The organism is Xanthomonas sp. fls2-241-TYG-148, from assembly GCF_030208815.1.
Lineage (GTDB): Bacteria > Pseudomonadota > Gammaproteobacteria > Xanthomonadales > Xanthomonadaceae > Xanthomonas > Xanthomonas campestris.
Map to the genome: position 1 here is coordinate 143059 of NZ_JARVTE010000019.1, position 20928 is coordinate 163986.

Annotated in this window: 19 protein-coding genes; all 19 read left to right on the plus strand. The window is 62.2% G+C overall.

The genetic code is table 11. The annotated features are described in order from the left end of the window. Positions 1–3 precede the first annotated feature (3 nt). The 19 genes from QRM60_RS18270 to fliF all read left to right on the plus strand — a co-directional run bounded on the left by QRM60_RS18270 (position 4) and on the right by fliF (position 20923). Positions 4–297, plus strand: coding sequence for a hypothetical protein (locus QRM60_RS18270; protein ID WP_016945285.1), 294 nt, complete (start codon positions 4–6; stop codon positions 295–297). Further along, the gene (locus QRM60_RS18275; protein ID WP_228436272.1) at positions 297–863 is read left to right on the plus strand and encodes a PilZ domain-containing protein; all 567 of its coding nucleotides are present in this window, start codon (positions 297–299) and stop codon (positions 861–863) included. Before QRM60_RS18270 ends, QRM60_RS18275 begins: the two co-directional genes overlap by 1 nt. A gap of 69 nt (positions 864–932) precedes the next feature. Then, complete coding sequence (locus tag QRM60_RS18280) at positions 933–1565, plus strand: response regulator transcription factor (protein WP_011037101.1); 633 nt, start codon at positions 933–935, stop codon at positions 1563–1565. A 225-nt stretch (positions 1566–1790) separates the two neighbouring features. Continuing rightward, a complete protein-coding gene (rpoN, locus tag QRM60_RS18285) occupies positions 1791–3194 on the plus strand; it encodes an RNA polymerase factor sigma-54 (RefSeq protein WP_285446786.1) in 1404 nt (467 codons plus the stop codon). 8 nt (positions 3195–3202) lie between these two features. Continuing rightward, positions 3203–3586: a response regulator transcription factor gene (locus tag QRM60_RS18290; RefSeq protein WP_005997154.1), complete on the plus strand. Its 384-nt coding sequence runs from the start codon at positions 3203–3205 to the stop codon at positions 3584–3586. Further along, a complete protein-coding gene (locus tag QRM60_RS18295) occupies positions 3579–5069 on the plus strand; it encodes a sigma-54 dependent transcriptional regulator (RefSeq protein ID WP_011037099.1) in 1491 nt (496 codons plus the stop codon). The genes QRM60_RS18290 and QRM60_RS18295 overlap by 8 nt, the downstream gene beginning before the upstream one ends. Before the next feature lie 115 nt (positions 5070–5184). Next, complete coding sequence (locus tag QRM60_RS18300; protein ID WP_114998365.1) at positions 5185–6294, plus strand: DegT/DnrJ/EryC1/StrS family aminotransferase; 1110 nt, start codon at positions 5185–5187, stop codon at positions 6292–6294. 64 nt (positions 6295–6358) lie between these two features. Beyond that, positions 6359–6580 (plus strand): acyl carrier protein, encoded by a 222-nt coding sequence (locus tag QRM60_RS18305; protein WP_070693100.1) that lies wholly within the window; start codon positions 6359–6361, stop codon positions 6578–6580. Between the two features lie 4 nt (positions 6581–6584). After that, a complete protein-coding gene (locus QRM60_RS18310) occupies positions 6585–7622 on the plus strand; it encodes a ketoacyl-ACP synthase III (RefSeq protein ID WP_115555974.1) in 1038 nt (345 codons plus the stop codon). Further along, positions 7619–8383, plus strand: coding sequence for an SDR family oxidoreductase (locus QRM60_RS18315; protein WP_075285697.1), 765 nt, complete (start codon positions 7619–7621; stop codon positions 8381–8383). The genes QRM60_RS18310 and QRM60_RS18315 overlap by 4 nt, the downstream gene beginning before the upstream one ends. Beyond that, positions 8380–9114: an SDR family oxidoreductase gene (locus QRM60_RS18320; protein ID WP_115555975.1), complete on the plus strand. Its 735-nt coding sequence runs from the start codon at positions 8380–8382 to the stop codon at positions 9112–9114. Before QRM60_RS18315 ends, QRM60_RS18320 begins: the two co-directional genes overlap by 4 nt. Continuing rightward, positions 9111–9764, plus strand: a complete 654-nt coding sequence (locus QRM60_RS18325; RefSeq protein ID WP_075285699.1) for an acetyltransferase — start codon at positions 9111–9113, stop codon at positions 9762–9764. Before QRM60_RS18320 ends, QRM60_RS18325 begins: the two co-directional genes overlap by 4 nt. Before the next feature lie 3 nt (positions 9765–9767). Next, positions 9768–10913 carry a Rieske 2Fe-2S domain-containing protein gene (locus QRM60_RS18330; protein WP_075285700.1) on the plus strand — a complete coding sequence of 382 codons (1146 nt, stop codon included), beginning with the start codon at positions 9768–9770 and terminating at the stop codon, positions 10911–10913. After that, positions 10903–11526: a UDP-3-O-(3-hydroxymyristoyl)glucosamine N-acyltransferase gene (locus tag QRM60_RS18335; protein WP_075285701.1), complete on the plus strand. Its 624-nt coding sequence runs from the start codon at positions 10903–10905 to the stop codon at positions 11524–11526. Before QRM60_RS18330 ends, QRM60_RS18335 begins: the two co-directional genes overlap by 11 nt. Then, on the plus strand, positions 11523–13046 hold the full coding sequence (locus QRM60_RS18340) for an FkbM family methyltransferase (RefSeq protein WP_285446787.1): 1524 nt from the start codon (positions 11523–11525) through the stop codon (positions 13044–13046). The genes QRM60_RS18335 and QRM60_RS18340 overlap by 4 nt, the downstream gene beginning before the upstream one ends. 36 nt (positions 13047–13082) lie before the next feature. After that, entirely contained in the window at positions 13083–14453 is a 1371-nt protein-coding gene (locus QRM60_RS18345) for a polysaccharide pyruvyl transferase family protein (protein ID WP_285446788.1), read from the plus strand. Continuing rightward, a complete protein-coding gene (locus tag QRM60_RS18350; RefSeq protein WP_285446789.1) occupies positions 14450–17974 on the plus strand; it encodes a glycosyltransferase in 3525 nt (1174 codons plus the stop codon). Before QRM60_RS18345 ends, QRM60_RS18350 begins: the two co-directional genes overlap by 4 nt. An 836-nt stretch (positions 17975–18810) precedes the next feature. Then, the gene (gene fliE, locus QRM60_RS18355; RefSeq protein ID WP_285446790.1) at positions 18811–19182 is read left to right on the plus strand and encodes a flagellar hook-basal body complex protein FliE; all 372 of its coding nucleotides are present in this window, start codon (positions 18811–18813) and stop codon (positions 19180–19182) included. Between the two features lie 13 nt (positions 19183–19195). Next, on the plus strand, positions 19196–20923 hold the full coding sequence (fliF, locus tag QRM60_RS18360) for a flagellar basal-body MS-ring/collar protein FliF (RefSeq protein WP_014507678.1): 1728 nt from the start codon (positions 19196–19198) through the stop codon (positions 20921–20923). Positions 20924–20928: the final 5 nt, after the last annotated feature.

Here is a 20928-nt window from a genome sequence, read left to right on the forward strand (position 1 = left end):
CCCATGCATAGTGTGCAAAGCCTTCAAGACGAAGTGTCCGAGATCCGTATCGCGATGTCGCGCGAGGAGTTCGAGGTGATGCCGCACATGCTCGATGTCCACGACCTGCACGTGCAGGAATACTGCAAGCACGCCGATGTGGCGCAGGACCGCGATGCGGTGCAAGCGCTGCAGGCCATGCAGCAGGAGCTGGTGCGGATGATGCGCGAGCGCCAGCGCAAGTTGCTGGAGCTGATCCGTGCGCAGCGCACCTCGGCCACAGCCAGCCGCGCCTACGCACGCGTCGGACGCATCTGATGTCCACGCTCGGCACGCTCGCACCGGCGGCCGATACCGAGCTGTTCGCCGACACGCTCAGCTGCGAGCTGCGCCTGCCGGCCGGCTTCCACGTCACGGCCGACCCCGGTTCACAGGCCACTGCCGAAACCCTGTTGCGCAGCCTCGGCCAGGTCGAAGACCTGCGCAGCGAAGACAGCAGCGAAGAGCGCGGCGAGCTGCCGCTGCTGGTGCAGCGCATGGACGCCAAACTCGACCTCATCCTGGCCCTGATCGGCCGCCTGGTCCGCCAGAGCGACACCCGCCTGGCGCTGGGCACGGTGCATTGGTCGGTGCGCGGCATCCGGCTGGCCAGCCCGCACGCGCACCCACCCGGCACGACAGGCAGCGTTCTGCTGCAGCCGTCGGACTGGCTTCCTGAATTGTTACAACTGCCTGCCGACGTCCTGGCGAGCGCAAGCGATGGTCAACAGCACTGGCTGTGGTTACGCTTTGCCCCACTGGGGACCGGTCTGCAGGACGCCCTGGAACGTCATCTGTTTCGTTTGCATCGCCGTCAGATCGCCGACGCCCGTCGCCAGCGCTGAACCGATGGTTGGCGCTCAGGCGCCGCGTCGGCTAAGGTGCCCTTTACAAAAAAAGGTCTCTTCTCCGCCGTGCGAGTCATCATCGTCGACGATCACACCCTTGTTCGCGCTGGCCTGTCGAGGCTGCTGCAGACCTTTTCCGGCATCGATGTGGTCGGCGAAGCGAGCAATGCGCAACAAGCCCTGGACATGACCTCCCTGCACCGGCCCGACCTGGTGCTGATGGACCTGTCCCTGCCCGGCCGTAGCGGCTTGGATGCCATGACCGATGTGCTGCGCGCCGCACCGCGCACCCATGTGGTGATGATGTCCATGCACGACGACCCGGTGCACGTGCGCGATGCGCTCGATCGCGGCGCTGTCGGTTTCGTGGTCAAGGACGCCGCCCCGCTGGAACTGGAGCTGGCCTTGCGCGCCGCCGCCGCCGGCCAGGTGTTCCTGAGCCCGCAGATCTCTTCGAAGATGATCGCCCCGATGCTGGGCCGCGAAAAACCGGTCGGCATCGCCGCGCTGTCACCGCGCCAGCGCGAGATCCTGCGCGAGATCGGCCGCGGCCAGAGCAACAAGGAAATCGCCGCCGACCTCGGCATCAGCGTCAAGACCGTGGAAACCCACCGTGCCCGCATGATGGAATCGCTGGGGTGCCGCCGCGCCAATGATCTGGTGCTGCTGGCCGCCAAGCATCACAACGAGCTGGTCTAGCCGATCCAGCCAGGCAGGGCCGCGCAACGCGGCCATTGCCACAAAACAGTGACGGAATTCCGGCGGGCACGCTTGAGCTCGCAATAGCTGTAGGGGAATCCCCCACCAGGTGTCAGGAAAATCATGAGTCACCTCACCTGACTCCCTGATTCGAAACCCGTCGCTGCGTCCTGCAAGATGCATTCCATCGCCGCACGCTTGCGGCGCCTTCCGGAAAGCGCCTCCATGAAGACGACCATCTCTGCCCAGCTGGGCCAACAACTGCACCTCACCCCGCAGCTGTTGCAGTCGATCCGTCTGTTGCAACTGGACGGCATGCAGCTGGAACTGGAGATCCGTCGCGCCCTGGAAACCAATCCACTACTGGAATTGGAAGAGCTGGCCGACAGTAGCGACGAGGCTGCCAGCGCCGAGGATGGCGCCACCGACATGGCCGCCTTTGACGAGTTGCCCGAAAGCACCATGTGGGATGTGCAGAGCAGCAGCTGGAATGGCGAAGACGACGACCGCATGCAGCGCGTGGCCGCCGGCGAATCCACCGACCCGCATGTGCGCATCCTGCGCGAGTTGGCGCTGGACATGGACGAAACCGACCTCGGCACCGCCGCGTTCTGGCTGGAACAGACCGACGACGCCGGCTACCTGACCGAAGCCCTGCCCACCCTGCAACAACTGGCCGCCACCCGCTTGGGCATCAGCGTGGACGCGGCCGAGACGATTCGCCAGCGGCTGTTGCACGGCGACCCGGCCGGGCTGGCGGCCTGCGATCTACGCGAATGCCTGCTGGCGCAGCTGGCCGCCCTGCCCGGCCGCGTGCCTGCGCGCCACCTGGCCGGCCGCATCCTGGCCGGCGATCTGGACCTGCTGGCCGGTCACGACTACGCGCTGCTGGCACGCGCCCACGATGCCGATGTGGACGATGTGCGCGAAGCCGTGCGGCTGATCCTGTCGCTGCAGCCGCGCCCTGGCGATGACCTGTTGCAGGAAACCAACGCCAGCGTGATCCCGGACGTGCTGGCCTGGCACGCCGATGGCAGCTGGCGGGTGGCGCTGAATCCGGCCACCACCCACCGGGTGAGCATCAATCCGGTGCACGAACGCGCCCTGGCCGAAGCCGGCGACGCCGCCCAGCCGCTGCGCGACATGCTGCAGGAAGCCCGCTGGCTGACCCGCGGCCTGTCGATGCGCTACGAGACCCTGCTGCGCGCCACCCGTGCCATCGTCGAGCGCCAGGCCGCCTTCCTGGCCCGCGGCGAAGAGGCCATGGCGCCACTGACGCTCAAGGAGATCGCCGACGAGATCGGCATGCACGAGTCGACGATCTCCCGTATTACCACTGGCAAATACATCCAGACCCCGCGCGGCACCTTCGAACTGAAGCATTTCTTCGCCGTGCGGCTGGAAGGCGCCAGCGTCTCCGGCCAGGCCGTCAAGGCCATGGTGCGCCGCCTGATCGAGAGCGAACCGGCCGGACGCCCGCTGGCCGACGAAGCCATCGCCGGGCTGTTGTCGCGCCAGGGCGTTAATATTGCGCGACGGACCGTGGCCAAGTACCGCGAACAACTCGACATCGCCCCGGCTCGCGAGCGCCGCCGCACCACCAAACCGCTGCTTGCCCGGGCGGGATAAGGACTACTATGAGCAAACTCACCGTGCTGCTGGTCGACGACCACGAGGGCTTCATCAACGCTGCGATGCGTCATTTTCGCAAAGTGGAGTGGCTCAATATCGTGGGCAGTGCCGCCAATGGACTGGAAGCGATCGAGCGCTCTGAGTCGCTGCGCCCCAATGTCGTGCTGATGGACCTGGCCATGCCCGAGATGGGAGGCCTGCAGGCCACCCGTCTGATCAAGACGCAGGACGATCCGCCGTATATTGTCATCGCGAGCCACTTCGACGATGCAGAGCATCGTGAACACGCTCTTCGCGCGGGTGCTGACAATTTTGTCAGCAAGCTGTCCTATATCCAGGAAGTCATGCCAATCCTGGAGGGCCTGACGGAAGGAGCCAGGAATGAGTGAGTCCCGCATTCTGTTAATCGACAGCGATGCAGTGCGCGCCGAGCGCACGGTGTCGTTGCTCGAGTTCATGGACTTCAACCCGCGCTGGGTCACCGACGGCGCCGACATCAATCCTGGCCGCCACCGCCACGATGAGTGGATGGCGGTGATGGTGGGCTCGGCGCAGGACGCTGCGCAGGCCGACAAGTTCTTCGACTGGCTGGCCGATGCCAAGCTGCCGCCGCCGGTGCTGCTGATGGAAGGCAGCCCGTCGGCGTTTGCGCAGGCGCATGGCCTGCATGAGGCCAACGTGTGGGCGCTGGATACGCCGCTGCGGCATGCGCAGCTGGAGGCGCTGCTGCGCCGTGCCAGCCTCAAACGCCTGGACGCCGAACACCAGGCCGGCGTGCAGCAAGATACCGGCCCCACCGGCAACAGCGAGGCGGTCACCCGCCTGCGCCGCCTGATCGACCAGGTGGCCGCGTTCGACACCACCGTTTTGGTGCTGGGCGAATCGGGCACCGGCAAGGAAGTGGTGGCGCGCGCCATCCACCAGCATTCGCCGCGCCGTGACGGGCCGTTCGTGGCGATCAACTGCGGCGCGATCCCGCCGGATCTGCTGGAAAGCGAACTGTTCGGCCACGAAAAAGGCGCCTTCACCGGCGCGCTGACCACCCGCAAGGGCCGCTTCGAAATGGCCGAAGGCGGCACGCTGCTGCTGGACGAAATCGGCGACATGAGCCTGCCGATGCAGGTGAAGCTGTTGCGCGTGCTGCAGGAGCGCAGTTTCGAGCGCGTGGGCGGCGGGCAGACCATCCGCTGCAACGTGCGCGTGATCGCCGCGACCCACCGCAATCTGGAAACCCGCATCAGCGACGGCCAGTTCCGCGAAGACCTGTTCTACCGCCTCAACGTGTTCCCGATCGAGATGCCGGCGCTGCGCGAACGCGTGGACGACCTGGCGATCCTGGTGCAGACCATTGCCGGGCAGCTGGCCCGCACCGGCCGCGGCGAAGTGCGCTTTGCCGATGAAGCCTTGCAGGCACTGCGCAGCTACGACTGGCCGGGCAATGTGCGCGAACTGACCAACCTGGTGGAGCGCCTGGCGGTGCTGCATCCCGGTGGGCTGGTGCGCGTGCAGGACCTGCCGGCGCGTTATCGCGGTGATTTCGCTTCGTCGATCCCGGTGGAACTGCCGCCGGAGCCGGCGTTGGTTGCGCCACATGGCGAGGTTGCCGCCTTGCCGAGCAACGTGGTCACCCTGCAGCCGGCCACCGCGCACGCCGATGCCGAACCGCTGACGGCTTCCAGCCTGCCCGACGATGGCATCGACCTGCGCGGCCATATGGCCAACATCGAGCTGGCCTTGATCAACGAGGCACTGGAACGCACCCAAGGCGTGGTCGCCCACGCCGCGCAACTGCTCGGACTGCGCCGCACCACCTTGGTGGAGAAGCTGCGCAAGTACGGCATCGACCGCGAGCAGACCGAGCTGGCGAACTGAGCGGACCCGGGGGGAGCCGGTTCCGCGTGGTGGCATGACGCTTGCTTCACCTGGATCAACCGCACGCGGCCACACCGCTGCGTCGGAATCCCGACATCCACCAACAGGGTCGTTGATGACTATTCCCGTCACCAGTCCGCTGCTGCCGCCGCTGGAAGAATTTCTGCCCTACCTGGAGCAGATCTGGTCCAGCCGCATCCTCAGCAACGGCGGTGAGATGCACCGCGCGCTCGAGCAGGCCCTGTGCGAGTACCTGGGGGTGCCGCACCTGGCGCTGCTGACCAACGGCACCACCGCGTTGATCACCGCGCTGCAGGCCTTGCGCATCACCGGCGAAGTCATCACCACGCCCTACTCGTTCGTGGCCACCTGTCACTCGCTGCTGTGGAAAGGCATCACCCCGGTGTTCGTGGATATCGACCCGGTGACGCTCAACATGGACCCGTCCAAGATCGAGGCGGCCATCACCCCGAACACCACCGCGATCATGCCGGTGCATTGCTACGGCACTGCTTGCGATACCACTGCGATCACCCGCATCGCCGACATCTACAACCTCAAGGTCATCTACGACGCGGCGCATGCCTTCGGTGTACGCGACAGCGGTGGCTCGATCCTTCGCCACGGCGATCTGAGCGTGCTGAGCTTCCACGCCACCAAGGTGTTCAACACCTTCGAAGGCGGCGCGATCGTGTGCCCGGACGAACGCACCTACCAGCGCATCGGGCATCTGAAGAATTTTGGCTTCGTCGACGAAACCACCGTCGTTGCGCCCGGCATCAACGGCAAAATGAACGAGGTGAGCGCGGCCTTTGGCCTGCTGCAGCTCAAGCACGTAGACCAGGCGATCGCGCAGCGCGCCCAGATCGATGCGCAGTATCGGCAGCGGCTGGACGATGTACGCGGTATCCGCTGCGTCGCGCGCCCTGCGCATTCCAGTGCCAATCACGCGTATTTCCCAGTGTTGGTGCAGGACGACTATCCGCTCTCGCGCGATGCCTTGTACCAAGTGCTGCGCGAACACGGCATTCTGGTGCGGCGCTATTTTTACCCGTTGATCAGCGACTTCCCGATGTACCGCGCCCTGCCCTCCGCGGCGCCCGCGTGGCTACCGGTGGCACGCTCGGTCGCCGACCAGGTGCTGTGCCTGCCGATCTTCCCTGGCCTGCACAGCGACCAGGTCGATACCATCGCAGACCTGATTGCCGCCCAACACCGCACATGAGCCACACTGGATGCCTGCCGGTTCCAGACTTTCGTATCTTCAACAGACAACCAGGCGAGACCGCATGAGCCACGCAACCTTTATCGAGAATTTTCTTTCTGCCACCGACTTCCAGGAACCCGTGGAGGTCACGCTGGACACCGTGCTGGCTGACTTGCCTGAGTGGGATTCGCTCTCGGCGTTGGGAGTAATCGTCATGTTCGACGTGGATTACGGAAAGGTCATTACCGGCGAAGATCTCAAGAACTGCGTCACCCTAAACGATCTTTACAAACTACTGGGATAAAGCCATGGGACTGTCCACTCTTAGCAATGTCCGTTTTGCGGGCATGGCGAGTTGCGTGCCCAAGCGGATCATTTCCAACCTGACCGATTGTCCGCCGAAGATGCGCTCAGAACGGGAACGCCTAGTGCGTAACATCGGCATCGAGTTTCGTCGTATTTGCCCAAGCTGGCAGACATTTTCCGATCTGGCGCTCATCTCCGCGGAAAAGCTGCTTGCAGAGCTGCAATGGGACAAGGAAGAAATCGATGCATTGATTGTCGTGACGCAGTCACCCGACTACCCCATCCCGGCCACAGCCATCATCATGCAGCACCGGCTGCAATTACCGCAGACCGCTATCGCCTTTGATGTCAATCTCGGCTGCTCCGGCTATCCCTTTGGCCTGCACTTGGTGGGCAGCATGATAGCGGCGGGCACCATCAAGAAAGCGCTTCTGCTAGTCGGCGATCGCTCGGCCACACTTCTGGACCCATTGTTTTCCGACGCGGGCACCGCCACGGCGCTGGAGTTCGACAAAAATGCGCCACCTATGCATTTCGACTTGAACAGCGACGGTAGCGGCTACCGGGCCATCATGTTGCCCATAGGTGGACATCGTGAGCCTTACGGGCCCCAGCATATTTCTCCTACACGTGACGAAAACGGTGTGCTGCACTGGCCGGGCGAACTCATTCTGGATGGCCCGGCCGTGTTGAGTTTCTCGACCCAGCGAGTGCCTCCAGCGGTGGAAAGATTACTTGAGTATTCTGGTGTTGCTAAGGACAGCGTTGATTTCTTCGTTTTCCATCAGGCCAACAAAATGATCAACGAAACCATCCGCAAGAAGTTGGCGCTGCCGACGGAGAAAGTTCCGTCTACCTTGCGAGACTTCGGCAACACCAGTGGCGCCTCGCTGCCCGTCACCATGACCGTCCGCCTGAACGATACGCTGAGCAATGCCAGGCACCGACTGTTGCTTGCCGGCTTCGGTATCGGCTTGTCGTGGGGCACGGCGATCGTGGACGTCGAAAACGCGGCTTTTCCGGCACTGATCGAAGCATGAACGCCGAGCGTGATCCGTTTTACCTAGAAGGCAAGCGCGTCCTGGTGACTGGTGCTTCATCGGGTATTGGTCGTCAAATTGCAATCACTTGCTCACAGATGGGAGCGAGCGTTGTCATCACCGGACGCAACACCGAGCGCTTGCAAGCCACATTCAACCAACTGGAAGGCCAAGGCCACACGCAAGTGGTGGCGGACTTGGCGGTACAGGAGGGTATTGACCACGTGGTGGCTGCGAGCGGTGTCATCAACGGCTTGGCGCACGCAGCTGGCATGTCCAAGCTGACCCCCTTTCGAATGATCGGCCATGCGCACCTGGACCAGACATTTGCAAGCAACACCTTCGCTCCCATGCTACTGACTCGAAGCCTGTTGGCAAAAAAACAGATCGCGCCGGGCGGCTCTCTGCTATTCATTGCCTCAATTGCCTCGCATATCGGCCCCCTGGCTAGCAGCGCTTACGCTGCCAGCAAAAGTGCTCTGCTGGGCATGATGCGCTCGCTGGGTATGGAAGTAGCCAAGCAGGGCATGCGTGCCAACTGCATCGCACCTGGTTATGTGCGCACTCCCTTGCTGGATGGCTTACAGGGAAGCGGCGGCAATATGGACAGCCTGTTTGAATTGACGCCACTTGGCATGGGCGAGCCGGAAGACGTGGCTTATGCAGCAGTGTTCTATCTTTCCGATGCCAGCCGCTGGATCACGCGCAACCACTTCATTCTTGATGGCGGTTTTTCTGTACCGATGGACATCTACGCATGACCAACGCGGCGCAACGCGCTTTTTCACTGGATGGCAAGACCATTTTGGTCACAGGTGCTTCTTCGGGCATCGGCAGGCAAATCGCCGTTTCCTGCGCGCGGCGTGGGGCGCGCCTGGTCATCACAGGGCGGAATGCAGAACGCCTGCAGGAAACCTACAACTTGTTGAATGGCGAAGGACACCTCCAAGTGCTGGCCGACCTGACCGAAGCCGAAGACCGTGAACGACTGGTACAGGGCATTTCCAGCCTAGATGGCTTGGTCCACTGCGCTGGCAGGCAGCGCTTGAGCCCTATCAGGCAGTTGACCGAGAAGCTCATGACCGATGTCTATGCGGTCAATTTCCTGGCCCCTGTCATGCTCACCCAGCGGCTGTTGCAGGCGAACGCTCTTGCGCCTCAAAGTTCCATCGTCTTCATACTTTCCACTGCGGCCCATATCGGCACACCCGGGGTAGGACCATATTCGGCCATGAAATCAGCCCTGCTCGGCATCATTCGCTGCCTGTCCATGGAGCAGGCCAAACGCAAGATCCGGGTCAATGGCATGTCTCCCTCTGCAGTCGTGACGCCCATCTGGGACGCAACCCATCTGGAAGCACAGCGCAAACGCCATCCGCTTGGATTGGGCACCCCAGAGGACGTAGCAAACGCTGCGATCTATCTCTTGTCCGATGCCAGCCGCTGGGTAACCGGGACCAGTTTGGTGATGGACGGTGGGGCTGTCCTGTGACCTATTCCGTGCTCATCGTCGGCGCGGGCGGCTGGGGCCGGGAGGTCCTTGAGCAAATGCAAGGTGATGTAGCGCATCGCAAGGAATGGGAAGTCACCGGATTCCTGGACAGCCGCAAGCATATTCTCGATGGCTTTGATGTTGGGGTACCCATCGTCGGTGACCCTTTGACATACGTGCCGCGTGGCAACGAGGCTTTTGTCTGCGCGCAAGGCGACCCATTGGAAAGGCATAAATACATTCAACCGCTGCTTGCAAAGGGGGCCGCGTTCATCCCGATCTGCACAGAGGCGCATCTCAGTCGCCGTGTGCGTCTAGGCACGGGTTGCTTTCTCGGCAACCAGGTGCACGTTGGCCCGGATGTGTGGATCGGGGATTTTGCCAATCTCCTCACTTGGTCGGTGATTGGACACGACGTTCGCATTGGTAATTATGCTCATGTGGGCGCACAGGTTTTCATGGGCGGCGGTGTGCAGATAGGCGACTTCGCAGTCGTGCACCCACGTGCCACCCTAGTGCCTGGCGTCAAGGTAGGTGAACACGCTGTCGTCGGCACCGGTGCGGTCGTGCTGAAGGATGTGCCAGCGGGCGCCACGGTATTCGGCAATCCGGCAAAGATCGTATTCCACAAGAACATCAAGATGGACTGATCCATGCGCTCCAGGATGCACCCTAAGTATTACTTGTCGCAGGAAATCTTTGATCGCGAGCAGCGCAAGATCTTCCGCAGGGTCTGGTTGTTCGCAGGACTCAGAACGCTGCTGAAGGATCACAATTGCTTTATCACACGCAAGATCGCGGGTGTTCCTCTGGTGATCCAGAACTTCCACGGGCAAATCCGTGCGTTCGAGAACGTCTGCCTCCACCGCAGTGCACTGATTCAAACCGGTGCTCTCGGTTGCCGGCCTTTGGTATGCCCCTATCACGCCTGGAGTTACGACGAACAAGGCCGGGTAAAGAACATCCCGGACTGCGATGCGATCTACCACCTGGACAATAGTGAAAAGGCCAACTTGAAGCTGCGCGAATTCTCACTGCGCGCCATCGGCAACCTGTTGTTCGTCAACCTCGATCCAGACCCCATGCCAATCGAGGAGCAGTTTTCGGCAGACTTCATCGCCTTGCTGGAAAGTAGTTCCAACGCCTATGACACTGAGGTCATGGTGACCACATGGCATGGCCGGTACAACTGGAAGCTGGCCTACGAGAATCTGCGGGACGCCAACCACCCGCGCTTTGTCCACCCCAAGACCCTGGCCAAAAGCGTCAACTTCACTCCCCAGGTAAACGAGGAACAAGCCAAGGAGTCCATGGAGGCCTTGCAGGACATATCGCCCGCAGCGCTGAGGCGCGAGATGCGCCGCTTCAGTTTCGGCGGCCCGGAAGCCACCATCCCCAACCTTAAGCATTTTGGCTGGCACGCTAAAGTGGAACGCTGGGGCAAGCAGGACGCCTACTTTAACTGGCTTGCCTTCCCAAATTTGCATATCGCGAGCGCCAACGGGGGCTATTCCTTCACTCTGGAACACCACATCCCCGTCGCACCGGACCGGACCGACCTGGAAATCTATTGGTTTAGCGCACGCAAGAAACAGCCTTACGGTTCTTCCAGCCAAGTGCTGCTTGCGCAGATGCACGGCAGCAAGGTGGTAGTGGGAGAAGACGTGGACATCATGGAGCGGGTGCAGGCGGCACTGCATACAGACGCCCCGCTACCCACCCAGGGAGCCTATGAATCCATGAATCGCCTGGTTGAGCGCTGGTACACGGTGCTGATGGAGACCGAACATGAGATCTAGGTGGATCATCGGCGGCAGCGAATACCTCGATCTGGCCTTTCACGCCTGGAAGCACGCGCGTCAGGACGAGACGGTCATCAGGATCGATGTACCACAGGACTCGGAACACGAATTCGATCTGGACGTGCTGGATGGACTGAATCCGACTGACGGGGCCATGTTCGTGGCTTTCGACGAACGCTTCGGCAACTTCAAGCGCATGGAACTGATGCAGGCAGCAATGGAGCGTGGCTTCAAGCTCGAGCCCTTCATCCACCCAAGCGCAGCCATCGACTCTGACACGGCCATTGGGCTCAACGCATTCGTGGGTGCCAATGCTGTCGTTGGGCACGGGTGCAGGATCGACTACAACACCGTCATCCATGCCGGCACGCACCTCGGACCCGCATGCCGCGTTAAATCTTCATGCTGGATAGAGAATGGTGTGCAAATCGGCGCGGGCGTCGAGATCGGCAGCAATAGCATCCTGCGAACCGGCGCCATCGTGCGTGGGGGTGTCAAGGTTGGGCGAAGCTGCGAACTTGGCTGGCCACGTGTCTACTGCGAGGACGTGCCGGCCAAGACCTATTTCGATGCCCGCTACGACGCCCCTATTCATACCTACGAGAGATGACGTTCATGAACTCAAGAAATGAGCTGCTTCGCCAACGGCTTCTACGTATTGCGGAGCAGGAGCGCCCCGCACTCGATGATGTCATTGCCCGCCTACCCGCGATTGCCAACCGCCCTGTATTCCTCGTCGCTCCCGAGTCTTATGCAGGCATGGTGCATGGCCCCAGAGTCGTTGCCGACCTGCGCCATGTAGTTGCTGCAATTGATGACCAGAGCATCCACCTGGACCGCATTCACGGCGCGCCGCGCTGGAGCAGTCAGGAGTTTCTTGCCAAGGCGGGGCAGTATGCCGATGCGATCGCCATCGATTTCTCTTGCAGCCCGCGCGGACGGGCGTTTGCAAATGACCTCTGCACCCGCACGGGAATTGAGCAACTGAGCGTTGCGCCTTCCCTGGATCCGCTAATCCCACGTTTTGAGCATCGCCCCCTCTTTCTGCTCCAACCGCGTTCGGGCATTGGCAACATTTATGCCCCAAAGATCGTCCAGCACCCCAGCCATGTCATTGCCGCCGTTGATGACCAGCCAGGCGACAGCAACACCGTTCATGGGGTGCCGCGTTGGAGTTCGCGCCAGTTTATCGAACACGCGGCCCAGCATCCCCAGGCATTGGCCATCGATTTTTCTTATGGCCCCGGAGAATCGGGCTTGGCCCACAAGCTCTGCGAACAAGCAGGCATTGAAAGAGTAGATGCTTGCCTGGCCGTTGCTCACTGCGGGCTGGCGGCTGTATACGAGCCTGCCCAGGTATACCGTCAGCGGACGCTTCTGCGCCTGGACGAATTTCTGAGTTTTGCGGATCGACTGGACGACGACCTAAGCGTTTTTACGCTCTACAGCAATCTGTTGTTCCGCCTGACCTACGATTCCAGCCTCCTGTTGGACTGCTGGGCTACGCCCATCAACGAGTACTTTTCAACATACGCCGATAGCAGCACATTCCAGCTGGGCCAGCGTGAACATTTCTGCGATGGCGGCGCCTTCCAGGGCCCCATCGTCCACAAGTTTCTAGAAGCATCCCGCCATCGCTACGAAAGCATCACCGCTTTTGAACCCGATAGCATCAACTTCCAGAAACTGGAGGGCATCGCGAGCGCCCTCCCCCTTCTCCCGCACAACTTCAAAGCCATAAAAAAAGCCATCTCCAACGAACATACGACGCTGCGCTTCGAGGAGACCGGCACCGTTTCCAGCCATGTATCGCCGGACGGCGGAATCTCTGTGGCGACTACACGCCTGGACGACGAATTGGAAAAACTGACGCTACTGAAGTTGGATATCGAAGGGTTTGAAGCCAGGGCACTGGAAGGCGCGTCTCACCTCATCCGTACCCAGCGACCGCGTATGGCTATCTGTGTCTACCACTACGCCCAGGATCTACTGGATATCGTGGAACAACTGGACAACTTGGTGGATGGCTATCACTTCCGTCTACGCCATCACTCTCCCGGTCACTACTACGACCTCGTTTTGTATGCATCCCCCGTCGCCGGAGCCGAGCCGCCGCCTTGGGCAGCTTAAGCCCGAGAGCATTAATGACTTGGAAGAGATAGAGCGATGACCGACGCCAGTAAGATTTTCCTTTTCAACTCGGCCCTTCCTGAATCCCTGGCGATGTCCGATTTCCTGAAAGGCATGGGACCTTCCCAAGACAATATCAGAGGGCAGAACATCGGAAACGGCTACATTGCCTATGGTTTATTAAAGGCGTTGTTCGGACGCCCAGTGAAGCTTGACCACATTTCTAACGCACTGGAGGCAAAGCTCTCCGAGCAACTTGCAGAAGAGATCAATGGAAAGTACTCGCATCTTGTCTGGACGATGAAGGATGACATCCGGGAGGACTTCTCCGGACTTCCTGTTAAGCGAATCACGCACTTTCTTGAAAAGATCACAATTCCGATCGTGCCGGTGAGCCTTTGCGCGAACTCTTTCAATGGCTACGATCCGGGCTTGGCCAAGCGTCTAAGTCCCAATCAAAAGCGACTTTTCTCCCTTCTCTCCGAAAAGTCCAAGCTGATTGGTGTTCGCGGAAATTATTCCGCCGAAATCTTGAATAGCCTGGGCATAAAGAACGTCGGAGTGATTGGCTGCCCGAGCTACTTTGAGAACGGACCCGCCCGGACCCTGCAAAAAAAACCATGGGATGCGGACAAGGTCATCACTACGGCAACATTCTTCAATTCTGGGCTGCCGAGGACATCCCATCTGCTTCAGGATGAATTGTATTTCATCAACTTGCTCTATCTTGAAAAAGCACTGCCATCGACCCGCAACATCACAGCGCAACCTTTCAATCTCGACGAAATACCCACATCCTTCCAACTACTGGCCAAGGCCATGGCTGGACGACTGGAATTTTTCTCTGATTACAGCCGGTGGGCCACGTTCTTCAAAAGCAACGACCATTGCCTCACGATTGGAACCCGACTTCACTCCGGAATTCTCTCGATTAATAGCGGCGTCCCCGCCATTGTGACCAATCCGGATTCCAGGGCCAGGGAAACTTGCGAATACCTCCGCATCCCTTATGACCCTACCATTCACAGCCGAAGCAACATCCGTGAAGTTTTCGAGAACCTCGACCTCTCTGAAATGAACAACGCTTACCCGGTTTTGTACAAGGAATTTCTTGATTTTCTCGACACAGTCGGCCTTGTTCCTTGCACTGTATCTCATGACAGACCCTGCTTTGAATTTCCGGATCTAAAGAAAAGCACTAGCCCTTCGGTTGCAGCTGAACTACATGAAGCCTACACCGAACTCGTAGAGAATCTGGACCGCGAAGTCGTTGTTCGGAGAGAGCATGGCGGAGAGATATCTCGGCGCTTGGTAGATAAATTCCAACTCCTCAGACGGCGCTATCCAGGGCTCACGCGCAAGGAGTATTTGGATTACCTCAGCCGATTTACGGGTGAACCTAAGTGAAGCCTAGTTTAGTCAGCATCGTCATACCCGCCTACAAGCTGCGCTTCTTCGAGCGTGCGCTGGACAGCGTACTGGCGCAGACCCACACCGCGCTGGAGCTGGTGATCTGCGACGACAATGCGGACGGCACGGTCGAGGCGGCGGTGGCAGCGCGGTCGGCCGATGCGCCCTTCCCGATCCGCTATCACCGCAACGCAACGCGGCTTGGCGAACTCGGCAGCAAGCTCAAAGGCATCAGCCTGGCGCATGGCGAATACATCAAGTTCCTGCACGATGACGACGTGTTGCAGCCAGACTGTGTAGCGCAGCTGGTCGAGGCGATCGAGCGCAATCCGGGCACGGTGATGGCGTCGTCGCGGCGTCGGCGGATCGATGACGACGATCAGGTGTTGCCAGACATCCTGGCCACCTGTTTTCCGTTTGCCGAAGACGTGTTGATCGATGGGCCGGATCTGGTGTCGTTCCTGGCCGATCACACCATCAACTTCATCGGTGAGCCCAGCTGCGTGCTTTGCCGCCGCGCCGATGTGCTGGCGCTGGGCGCCGAACTGATGTCGTTGAACAACAAAGTGATTCATTGGGTCGGCGACCTGGCGCTCTACGTCAAGCTGCTGCGCCGGGGCAACCTGGCCTTTCTGGCGAACCCGCTCACGCACTTTCGGGTGTCGAACGCGCAGTTCAGCCAGGCGGGCCGCGACCAGCCGGGCATTGGCGACCAAGGCCATGAGGATTTCCGACAAGGCCTCCGCCAGCTCGGTTGGCGGCGCGAGACCGGCGACAACCGGCTGGTGCGGGTGGCACCGCTCAACCCCGACAAGGCCCGGGTGTTCAAGTCCATCGATGTGCTGGATGCGCTGGTGCAAAGCGGTGGTTTGGCCGAGAACGTGACCGCGCCGACCTGGTTGGCCGTGCGCCAGCCCAGCGCTGTGCAGCGCGCCTTGATGCAGGCGCGCCTGGATGCGCATGACGGTGGCCCGCGCATTGCGGTGGTGATCGTCGATGCCGCCGGCGATGCGGCCCAGATCGAAACCACGTTGGCCAGCCTTGCGGCGGTGGAGCTGTACGGCAATCTGCAGACCTGGGTGGTCAGCAGTGCCGCGGCACAGGTCGCCGCGCGTGGCGCCAATGCCGTGTTGATCGATGCGCAGGGCCTGGTGCCCGCACTCAACCGCGCGGTTGCCGCGCAACAGGCGGCGGACTGGGTCGTGGTGGTCGAAGCAGGCAGCCGTTTCACGCCCACCGGGCTGCTGCTGCTGGCATTGCGGATGAGCGAGACGCCCGACACCTGCCAGGCGATCTACGCAGATGAGGGAGTGGCGCTAGAGCAGAACCAGCTTGGCCTGGTGCTGCGGCCTGCGCTGTTCCTGGACGCGTTGTTGAGCACGCCGGGCACGCTCTCGCGGCATTGGCTATTCCGCCGCAGCACGCTGTTGGCCGATGGCGGTTTTCCGACCGATGCCGGCACCGCATTCGAGCTAAGAACCCAATTGCGCCTGGTTGAGCGCGACGGGCTGGCCAGCGTCGCGCATGTGGCCGAGCCGCTGTTGATCGCCGCACCGTCCACGCTGCGCACGCAGGAAGACGAGCACGCCGCGATCGCTGCGCACCTGCAAGCGCGCGGCTACGCGGATGCAGTCGCACACCATCAGGGCCTGGGCCGCTATGCGGTGGATTACAGGCATGCGCAGCAGCCACTGGTCAGTATTCTGGTGCGCGTGGATGGCCGCCTGGCGCAGGTGCAACGCTGCCTGGAAAGCATCCTGGCCAACACCGATTACCCGCATTACCAGTTGCTGCTGCTCGACCATGCCAACACCGACCCGGCCACCTGCGATTGGCTGGCCGGCATCGCGCAGCTGCAGATCCAGCAGATCCAGGTGCTGCGCTTCGCCCGCGAGTTGAGTGCCGATGCCGTCTGCAACGCGGCGGCGGGTCAGGCGCAGGGCGATCTGCTGCTCTGGCTGGATGCAGGTGCGGCCGTGATGAAACCGGATTGGCTACGCCAACTGCTCAACCATGCTCTGCGCCCGGAAGTGGGCGCCGTCGCCGGCAAGCTACTGCGCGGCGACGGCACCGTGCAGCACGCCGGCCTGCTGCTGGGCCTGGGGGCGCCGGTGGGCCGCGCGTTTGCCGGCAGCGCCTTCGACGAGCCCGGCTATCTGCATCGATTGCAGGTGGACCAGAATTACACCGCACTCGGCGGCGAGTGCCTGATGCTGCCGCGCCAGCTGTTTCTGGATGCGGGCGGCTTCGCAGAGGAGCCGGCATTGGCGCAGTGGAGTGCGGCCGATCTGTGCCTGCGCCTGCACCAGGCCGGCTACCTCAACGTCTTTGCGCCACGCGCGCAGTTGTTGATCGACCCTGCGGAGATCGCGCCGGCCACCGCGCTGGACGAAGAAGCAATGTATGCACGCTGGTTGCCGCTGCTGGCGCACGACCCCGCGTACAACCCCGGGTTCTCGCTGGACACCGGCACCGGCTTCCGGTTGGCCGACCCGCGCGCGAGCTGGCGCCCGCTGGACGCGTGGCGGCCGCTGCCCACGGTGATGGCGCTGCCGGCCGACTTCGAGGGCTGCGGCCATTACCGGGTGATCCAGCCACTGAAGGCGCTGCGCGACGCCGGCATGGTGGACGCGGTGATGTTCAACGGCCATCTGACCATTGCCGAGCTGACGCGTCAGGATCCCGACGTCATCGTGCTGCAGCGCCAGGTGGGTGAAGCGCGTCTGGAAGCGATGCGGCGGATGAAAGCGTTGTCGCGCGCGTTCAAGGTGTATGAGCTCGACGACTATCTGCCCAACCTGCCGCTGAAGAACGCGCACCGCGCGCACATGCCCAAGGATATCCTCAAGACGGTGCGCCGCGGGTTGAGCTTCGTGGACCGCTTTGTGGTCTCCACGCCCGCGCTGGCCGAGGCCTTCGCCGGGCTGCATGGCGATATCCGCGTGGTCGAGAACCGGTTGCCGGCGCACTGGTGGGATGCCCTTCCAGAACGCACGGTGCGCCAGGGCGGCAAGCCCCGCATCGGCTGGGCCGGCGGCGCCAGCCACACCGGCGATCTGGAACTGATCGCCGATGTGGTGAAGGAACTCGCTGGCGAGGTCGAATGGGTCTTCCTGGGCATGTATCCGTTCGCGCTGCGCGACTACATCCACCAGTTCCAGCCGGGCGTGCCGATCGACCACTACCCGGCGGCCCTGGCCGCGTTGGACCTGGATATCGCGCTGGCCCCGGTGGAGCAGAACCTGTTCAACGAGTGCAAGAGCAACCTGCGCCTGCTCGAATACGGGGCGTGCGGTTACCCGGTGATCGCCAGCGACGTGCGCTGCTACCGCGGCGATCTGCCCGTTACGCTGGTCAAGAACCGTTACCGCGACTGGATCGGCGCGATCCGTGAGCATCTGGCCGACCCGGCTGCTGCAGCGGCAAAGGGCGCGGCATTGCGTGAAGTCGTTCGCCGCGACTGGATGTTGACCGGCAGCAATCTCGATCGCTGGCGTGAGGCATGGTTACCGGATTAGCTGGTCAAGGACGCGGCTGCATGCACTACTGTTAGGACACGTTGTCATCGAAACCAAGCCCGCCGACTCAATCAGCTCACAGTCGCAGAGATATCGAGTCGTGGCGTCGTTTAGCTACAGTCAAATGAATAGATCAAAAGCCTGACTGGTCGCGCGCGCGGTGCCCTCGCCGCTCGCAGGACACGCCGTGAACCCGTCCCTGGGGGCTCGGTGGCGGCATCCATGCCGCCACACGGTCCCGCAAGCGGCGAGGACACCGCACCAGCAAGTTGGTCGGTGGTCGAGTGAAACGCCACTTGTCGCGAGGCTTACCTTGCAAGGCTAGGAAGTCTTGCGTTGCTTTACTGAAGTCCGACTGTTGCTGGACATGCGCTTGAAAGCTGATCGGACGCAAGGTGAGCCGAACAACGCACGCCATGCCTGCTTGCAACCACACACCGACCATCTCGGCTGGTCCTTGCCCGCTCACTGTCGCGGGACCTTACGCGGCATGGATGCCGCGTAAGAGCCTACAAGGACGTACTTGCGGCGTGTCCCGCGATGGTGAGCGGGCAAGGGCCCCGCAGCAAACCCGCAGATCAGCCGCTCTTCGCTAGACAGGCCCGCGTCTTGCTAGACAAACCGGCTGAACAAACGCTCGCCCTGTCGACAAGCCCCGGCTAAAGAAGCACCCGACTCAACAGTAGGTGCCCGCCTCGCTAGCGCAGAGAACGTTGCGCCCGCGGATCACACTCAGCCCAGCTACGGACACCCTCCCCGCCCCTGCGCCAGAAACCCGCCGCGGTCTCGGCACGCCGCTTGCATTAGTGTGGATGCCTCCCTGGCTGACCGCACCCATGAGCGACTCCGTTACCTCGATTCTTTCGCAGATCCGCAGCTACCAGACACAGATGGGCCAAGGCCCGATGGGTCAGTTGGCCGACGCTGCGCGCGGAAATCAGATCCAGGGACTGGCTGGCGCGCAAGGCACGCCGGCCACCCAGGCACCGAGCTTCAGCGAGACCTTGCGCGGCGCCATCGGCGGCGTCAACGAGGCCCAGCAGAAGTCCGGCGCGCTGGCCAAGGCGTTCGAAATGGGTGACCCCAGTGCCGATCTGGCACGGGTGATGGTCGCCTCCCAGCAGTCCCAGGTGGCCTTCCGCGCCACCGTGGAAGTCCGCAACCGTCTCGTCCAGGCTTATCAGGACGTCATGAACATGCCGCTGTAAAGGTTGACGACACATGGCCCTCGCGATCACCAAAGATTCCATGAACCAGAACGCCGAAAAGGCGGGACAGTGGTTCGACCGCATCCGCAGCATGCAGATCACCCGCAAGCTGACCATGATGGCGATGATCGCCCTGGCCGTGGCTGCCGGTCTGGCGGTGTTCTTCTGGTCGCAGAAGCCCGGCTACCAGGCGCTGTATACCGGCCTGGACGATAAAGGCAACGCCGAAGCGGCCGACCTGCTGCGCACCGCGCAGATCCCGTTCAAGATCGACCAGTCCACCGGCGCCATCTCGGTGCCGCAGGATCGCCTGTACGACGCCCGCCTGAAATTGGCCGGCTCCGGCCTGACCGGTCAGCAGACCGGCGGTGGCTTTGAGCTGATGGAAAAGGATCCGGGCTTTGGCGTCAGCCAGTTCGTGGAAAACGCCCGCTATCAGCACGCGCTGGAAACCGAACTCTCGCGCACCATCGGTACCTTGCGCCCGGTGCGCGAGGCCCGCGTGCATCTGGCCATTCCCAAGCCCAGCGCCTTCACCCGCCAGCGCGACGTGGCCAGCGCCTCGGTGGTGCTGGAGCTGCGCGGCGGCCAGGGCCTGGAGCGTAACCAGGTCGATGCCATCGTCAATCTGGTGGCGTCCAGCATTCCGGACATGACACCCGAGCGCGTCACCGTGGTCGACCAGAGCGGCCGCATGCTCTCCATTGCCGACCCCAACAGCGACGCCGCCCAGCACGCCGCCCAGTTCGAGCAGGTGCGCCGCCAGGAAAGCTCCTACAACCAGCGCATCCGCGAGCTGCTGGAGCCGATGACCGGCGCCGGCCGGGTCAATCCGGAAGTCAGCGTGGACATGGATTTTTCGGTGGTCGAAGAAGCCCGCGAACTTTACAACGGCGAGCCGGCCAAGCTGCGCAGTGAGCAAGTGAGCGACAGCAGCACCAGCGCCACCGGCCCGCAGGGTCCTCCGGGCGCCACCAGCAACAGCCCCGGCCAGCCGCCTGCCCCGGCCGCCAATGCCACCGCCGGTGCACCGGGCGCTCCGGCCGCTGGCCAGGCCGCCACCCCGGCCGCGCCGACCGAAAGTTCCAAGAGCGCCACCCGTAACTACGAATTGGACCGAACCTTGCAACACACCCGTCAGCCGGCGGGCCGCATCAAGCGGGTGTCGGTGGCGGTGCTGCTGGACAACGTCCCGCGCCCGGGTGCCAAGGGCAAGATCGTCGAGCAACCGCTGACCGCGGCCGAGCTCACCCGTATCGAAGGCCTGGTCAAGCAGGCGGTGGGCTTCGACGCGGCACGTGGCGACACGGTGTCGGTGATGAATGCCCCGTTCGTGCGTGAAGCGGTGGCGGGCGAGGAAGGTCCGAAGTGGTGGGAAGACCCGCGCGTGCAGAACGGTCTGCGCCTGCTGGTCGGTGCGGTGGTGGTGCTGGCGCTGCTGTTCGGCGTGGTGCGCCCCACCCTGCGTCAATTGACCGGCACTGCTGCGGTCAAGGAAAAGAACAAGAAAGGCGGCAACGACGGCACCCCGCAAAGCGCCGACGTGCGGATGGTCGATGAAGACGACGACCTGATGCCCCGCCTGGAAGAAGACACCGCGCAGATCGGCCAGGACAAGAAGCTCCCGATCGCCCTGCCGGATGCCTACGAAGAACGGGTGCGCCTGGCCCGTGAAGCCGTCAAAGCCGATTCAAAACGTGTTGCACAAGTCGTGAAGGGATGGGTCGCCAGTGAAGCCTGATACAC

Coding starts and splice junctions, on each gene's coding strand:
- QRM60_RS18270 (WP_016945285.1), top strand. CDS start 4: ATGCATAGTGTGCAAAGCCTTCAAGACGAAGTGTCCGAGATCCGTATC.
- QRM60_RS18275 (WP_228436272.1), top strand. CDS start 297: ATGTCCACGCTCGGCACGCTCGCACCGGCGGCCGATACCGAGCTGTTC.
- rpoN (WP_285446786.1), top strand. CDS start 1,791: ATGAAGACGACCATCTCTGCCCAGCTGGGCCAACAACTGCACCTCACC.
- QRM60_RS18290 (WP_005997154.1), top strand. CDS start 3,203: ATGAGCAAACTCACCGTGCTGCTGGTCGACGACCACGAGGGCTTCATC.
- QRM60_RS18295 (WP_011037099.1), top strand. CDS start 3,579: ATGAGTGAGTCCCGCATTCTGTTAATCGACAGCGATGCAGTGCGCGCC.
- QRM60_RS18300 (WP_114998365.1), top strand. CDS start 5,185: ATGACTATTCCCGTCACCAGTCCGCTGCTGCCGCCGCTGGAAGAATTT.
- QRM60_RS18305 (WP_070693100.1), top strand. CDS start 6,359: ATGAGCCACGCAACCTTTATCGAGAATTTTCTTTCTGCCACCGACTTC.
- QRM60_RS18310 (WP_115555974.1), top strand. CDS start 6,585: ATGGGACTGTCCACTCTTAGCAATGTCCGTTTTGCGGGCATGGCGAGT.
- QRM60_RS18315 (WP_075285697.1), top strand. CDS start 7,619: ATGAACGCCGAGCGTGATCCGTTTTACCTAGAAGGCAAGCGCGTCCTG.
- QRM60_RS18320 (WP_115555975.1), top strand. CDS start 8,380: ATGACCAACGCGGCGCAACGCGCTTTTTCACTGGATGGCAAGACCATT.
- QRM60_RS18330 (WP_075285700.1), top strand. CDS start 9,768: ATGCGCTCCAGGATGCACCCTAAGTATTACTTGTCGCAGGAAATCTTT.
- QRM60_RS18335 (WP_075285701.1), top strand. CDS start 10,903: ATGAGATCTAGGTGGATCATCGGCGGCAGCGAATACCTCGATCTGGCC.
- QRM60_RS18340 (WP_285446787.1), top strand. CDS start 11,523: ATGACGTTCATGAACTCAAGAAATGAGCTGCTTCGCCAACGGCTTCTA.
- QRM60_RS18345 (WP_285446788.1), top strand. CDS start 13,083: ATGACCGACGCCAGTAAGATTTTCCTTTTCAACTCGGCCCTTCCTGAA.
- fliE (WP_285446790.1), top strand. CDS start 18,811: ATGAGCGACTCCGTTACCTCGATTCTTTCGCAGATCCGCAGCTACCAG.
- fliF (WP_014507678.1), top strand. CDS start 19,196: ATGGCCCTCGCGATCACCAAAGATTCCATGAACCAGAACGCCGAAAAG.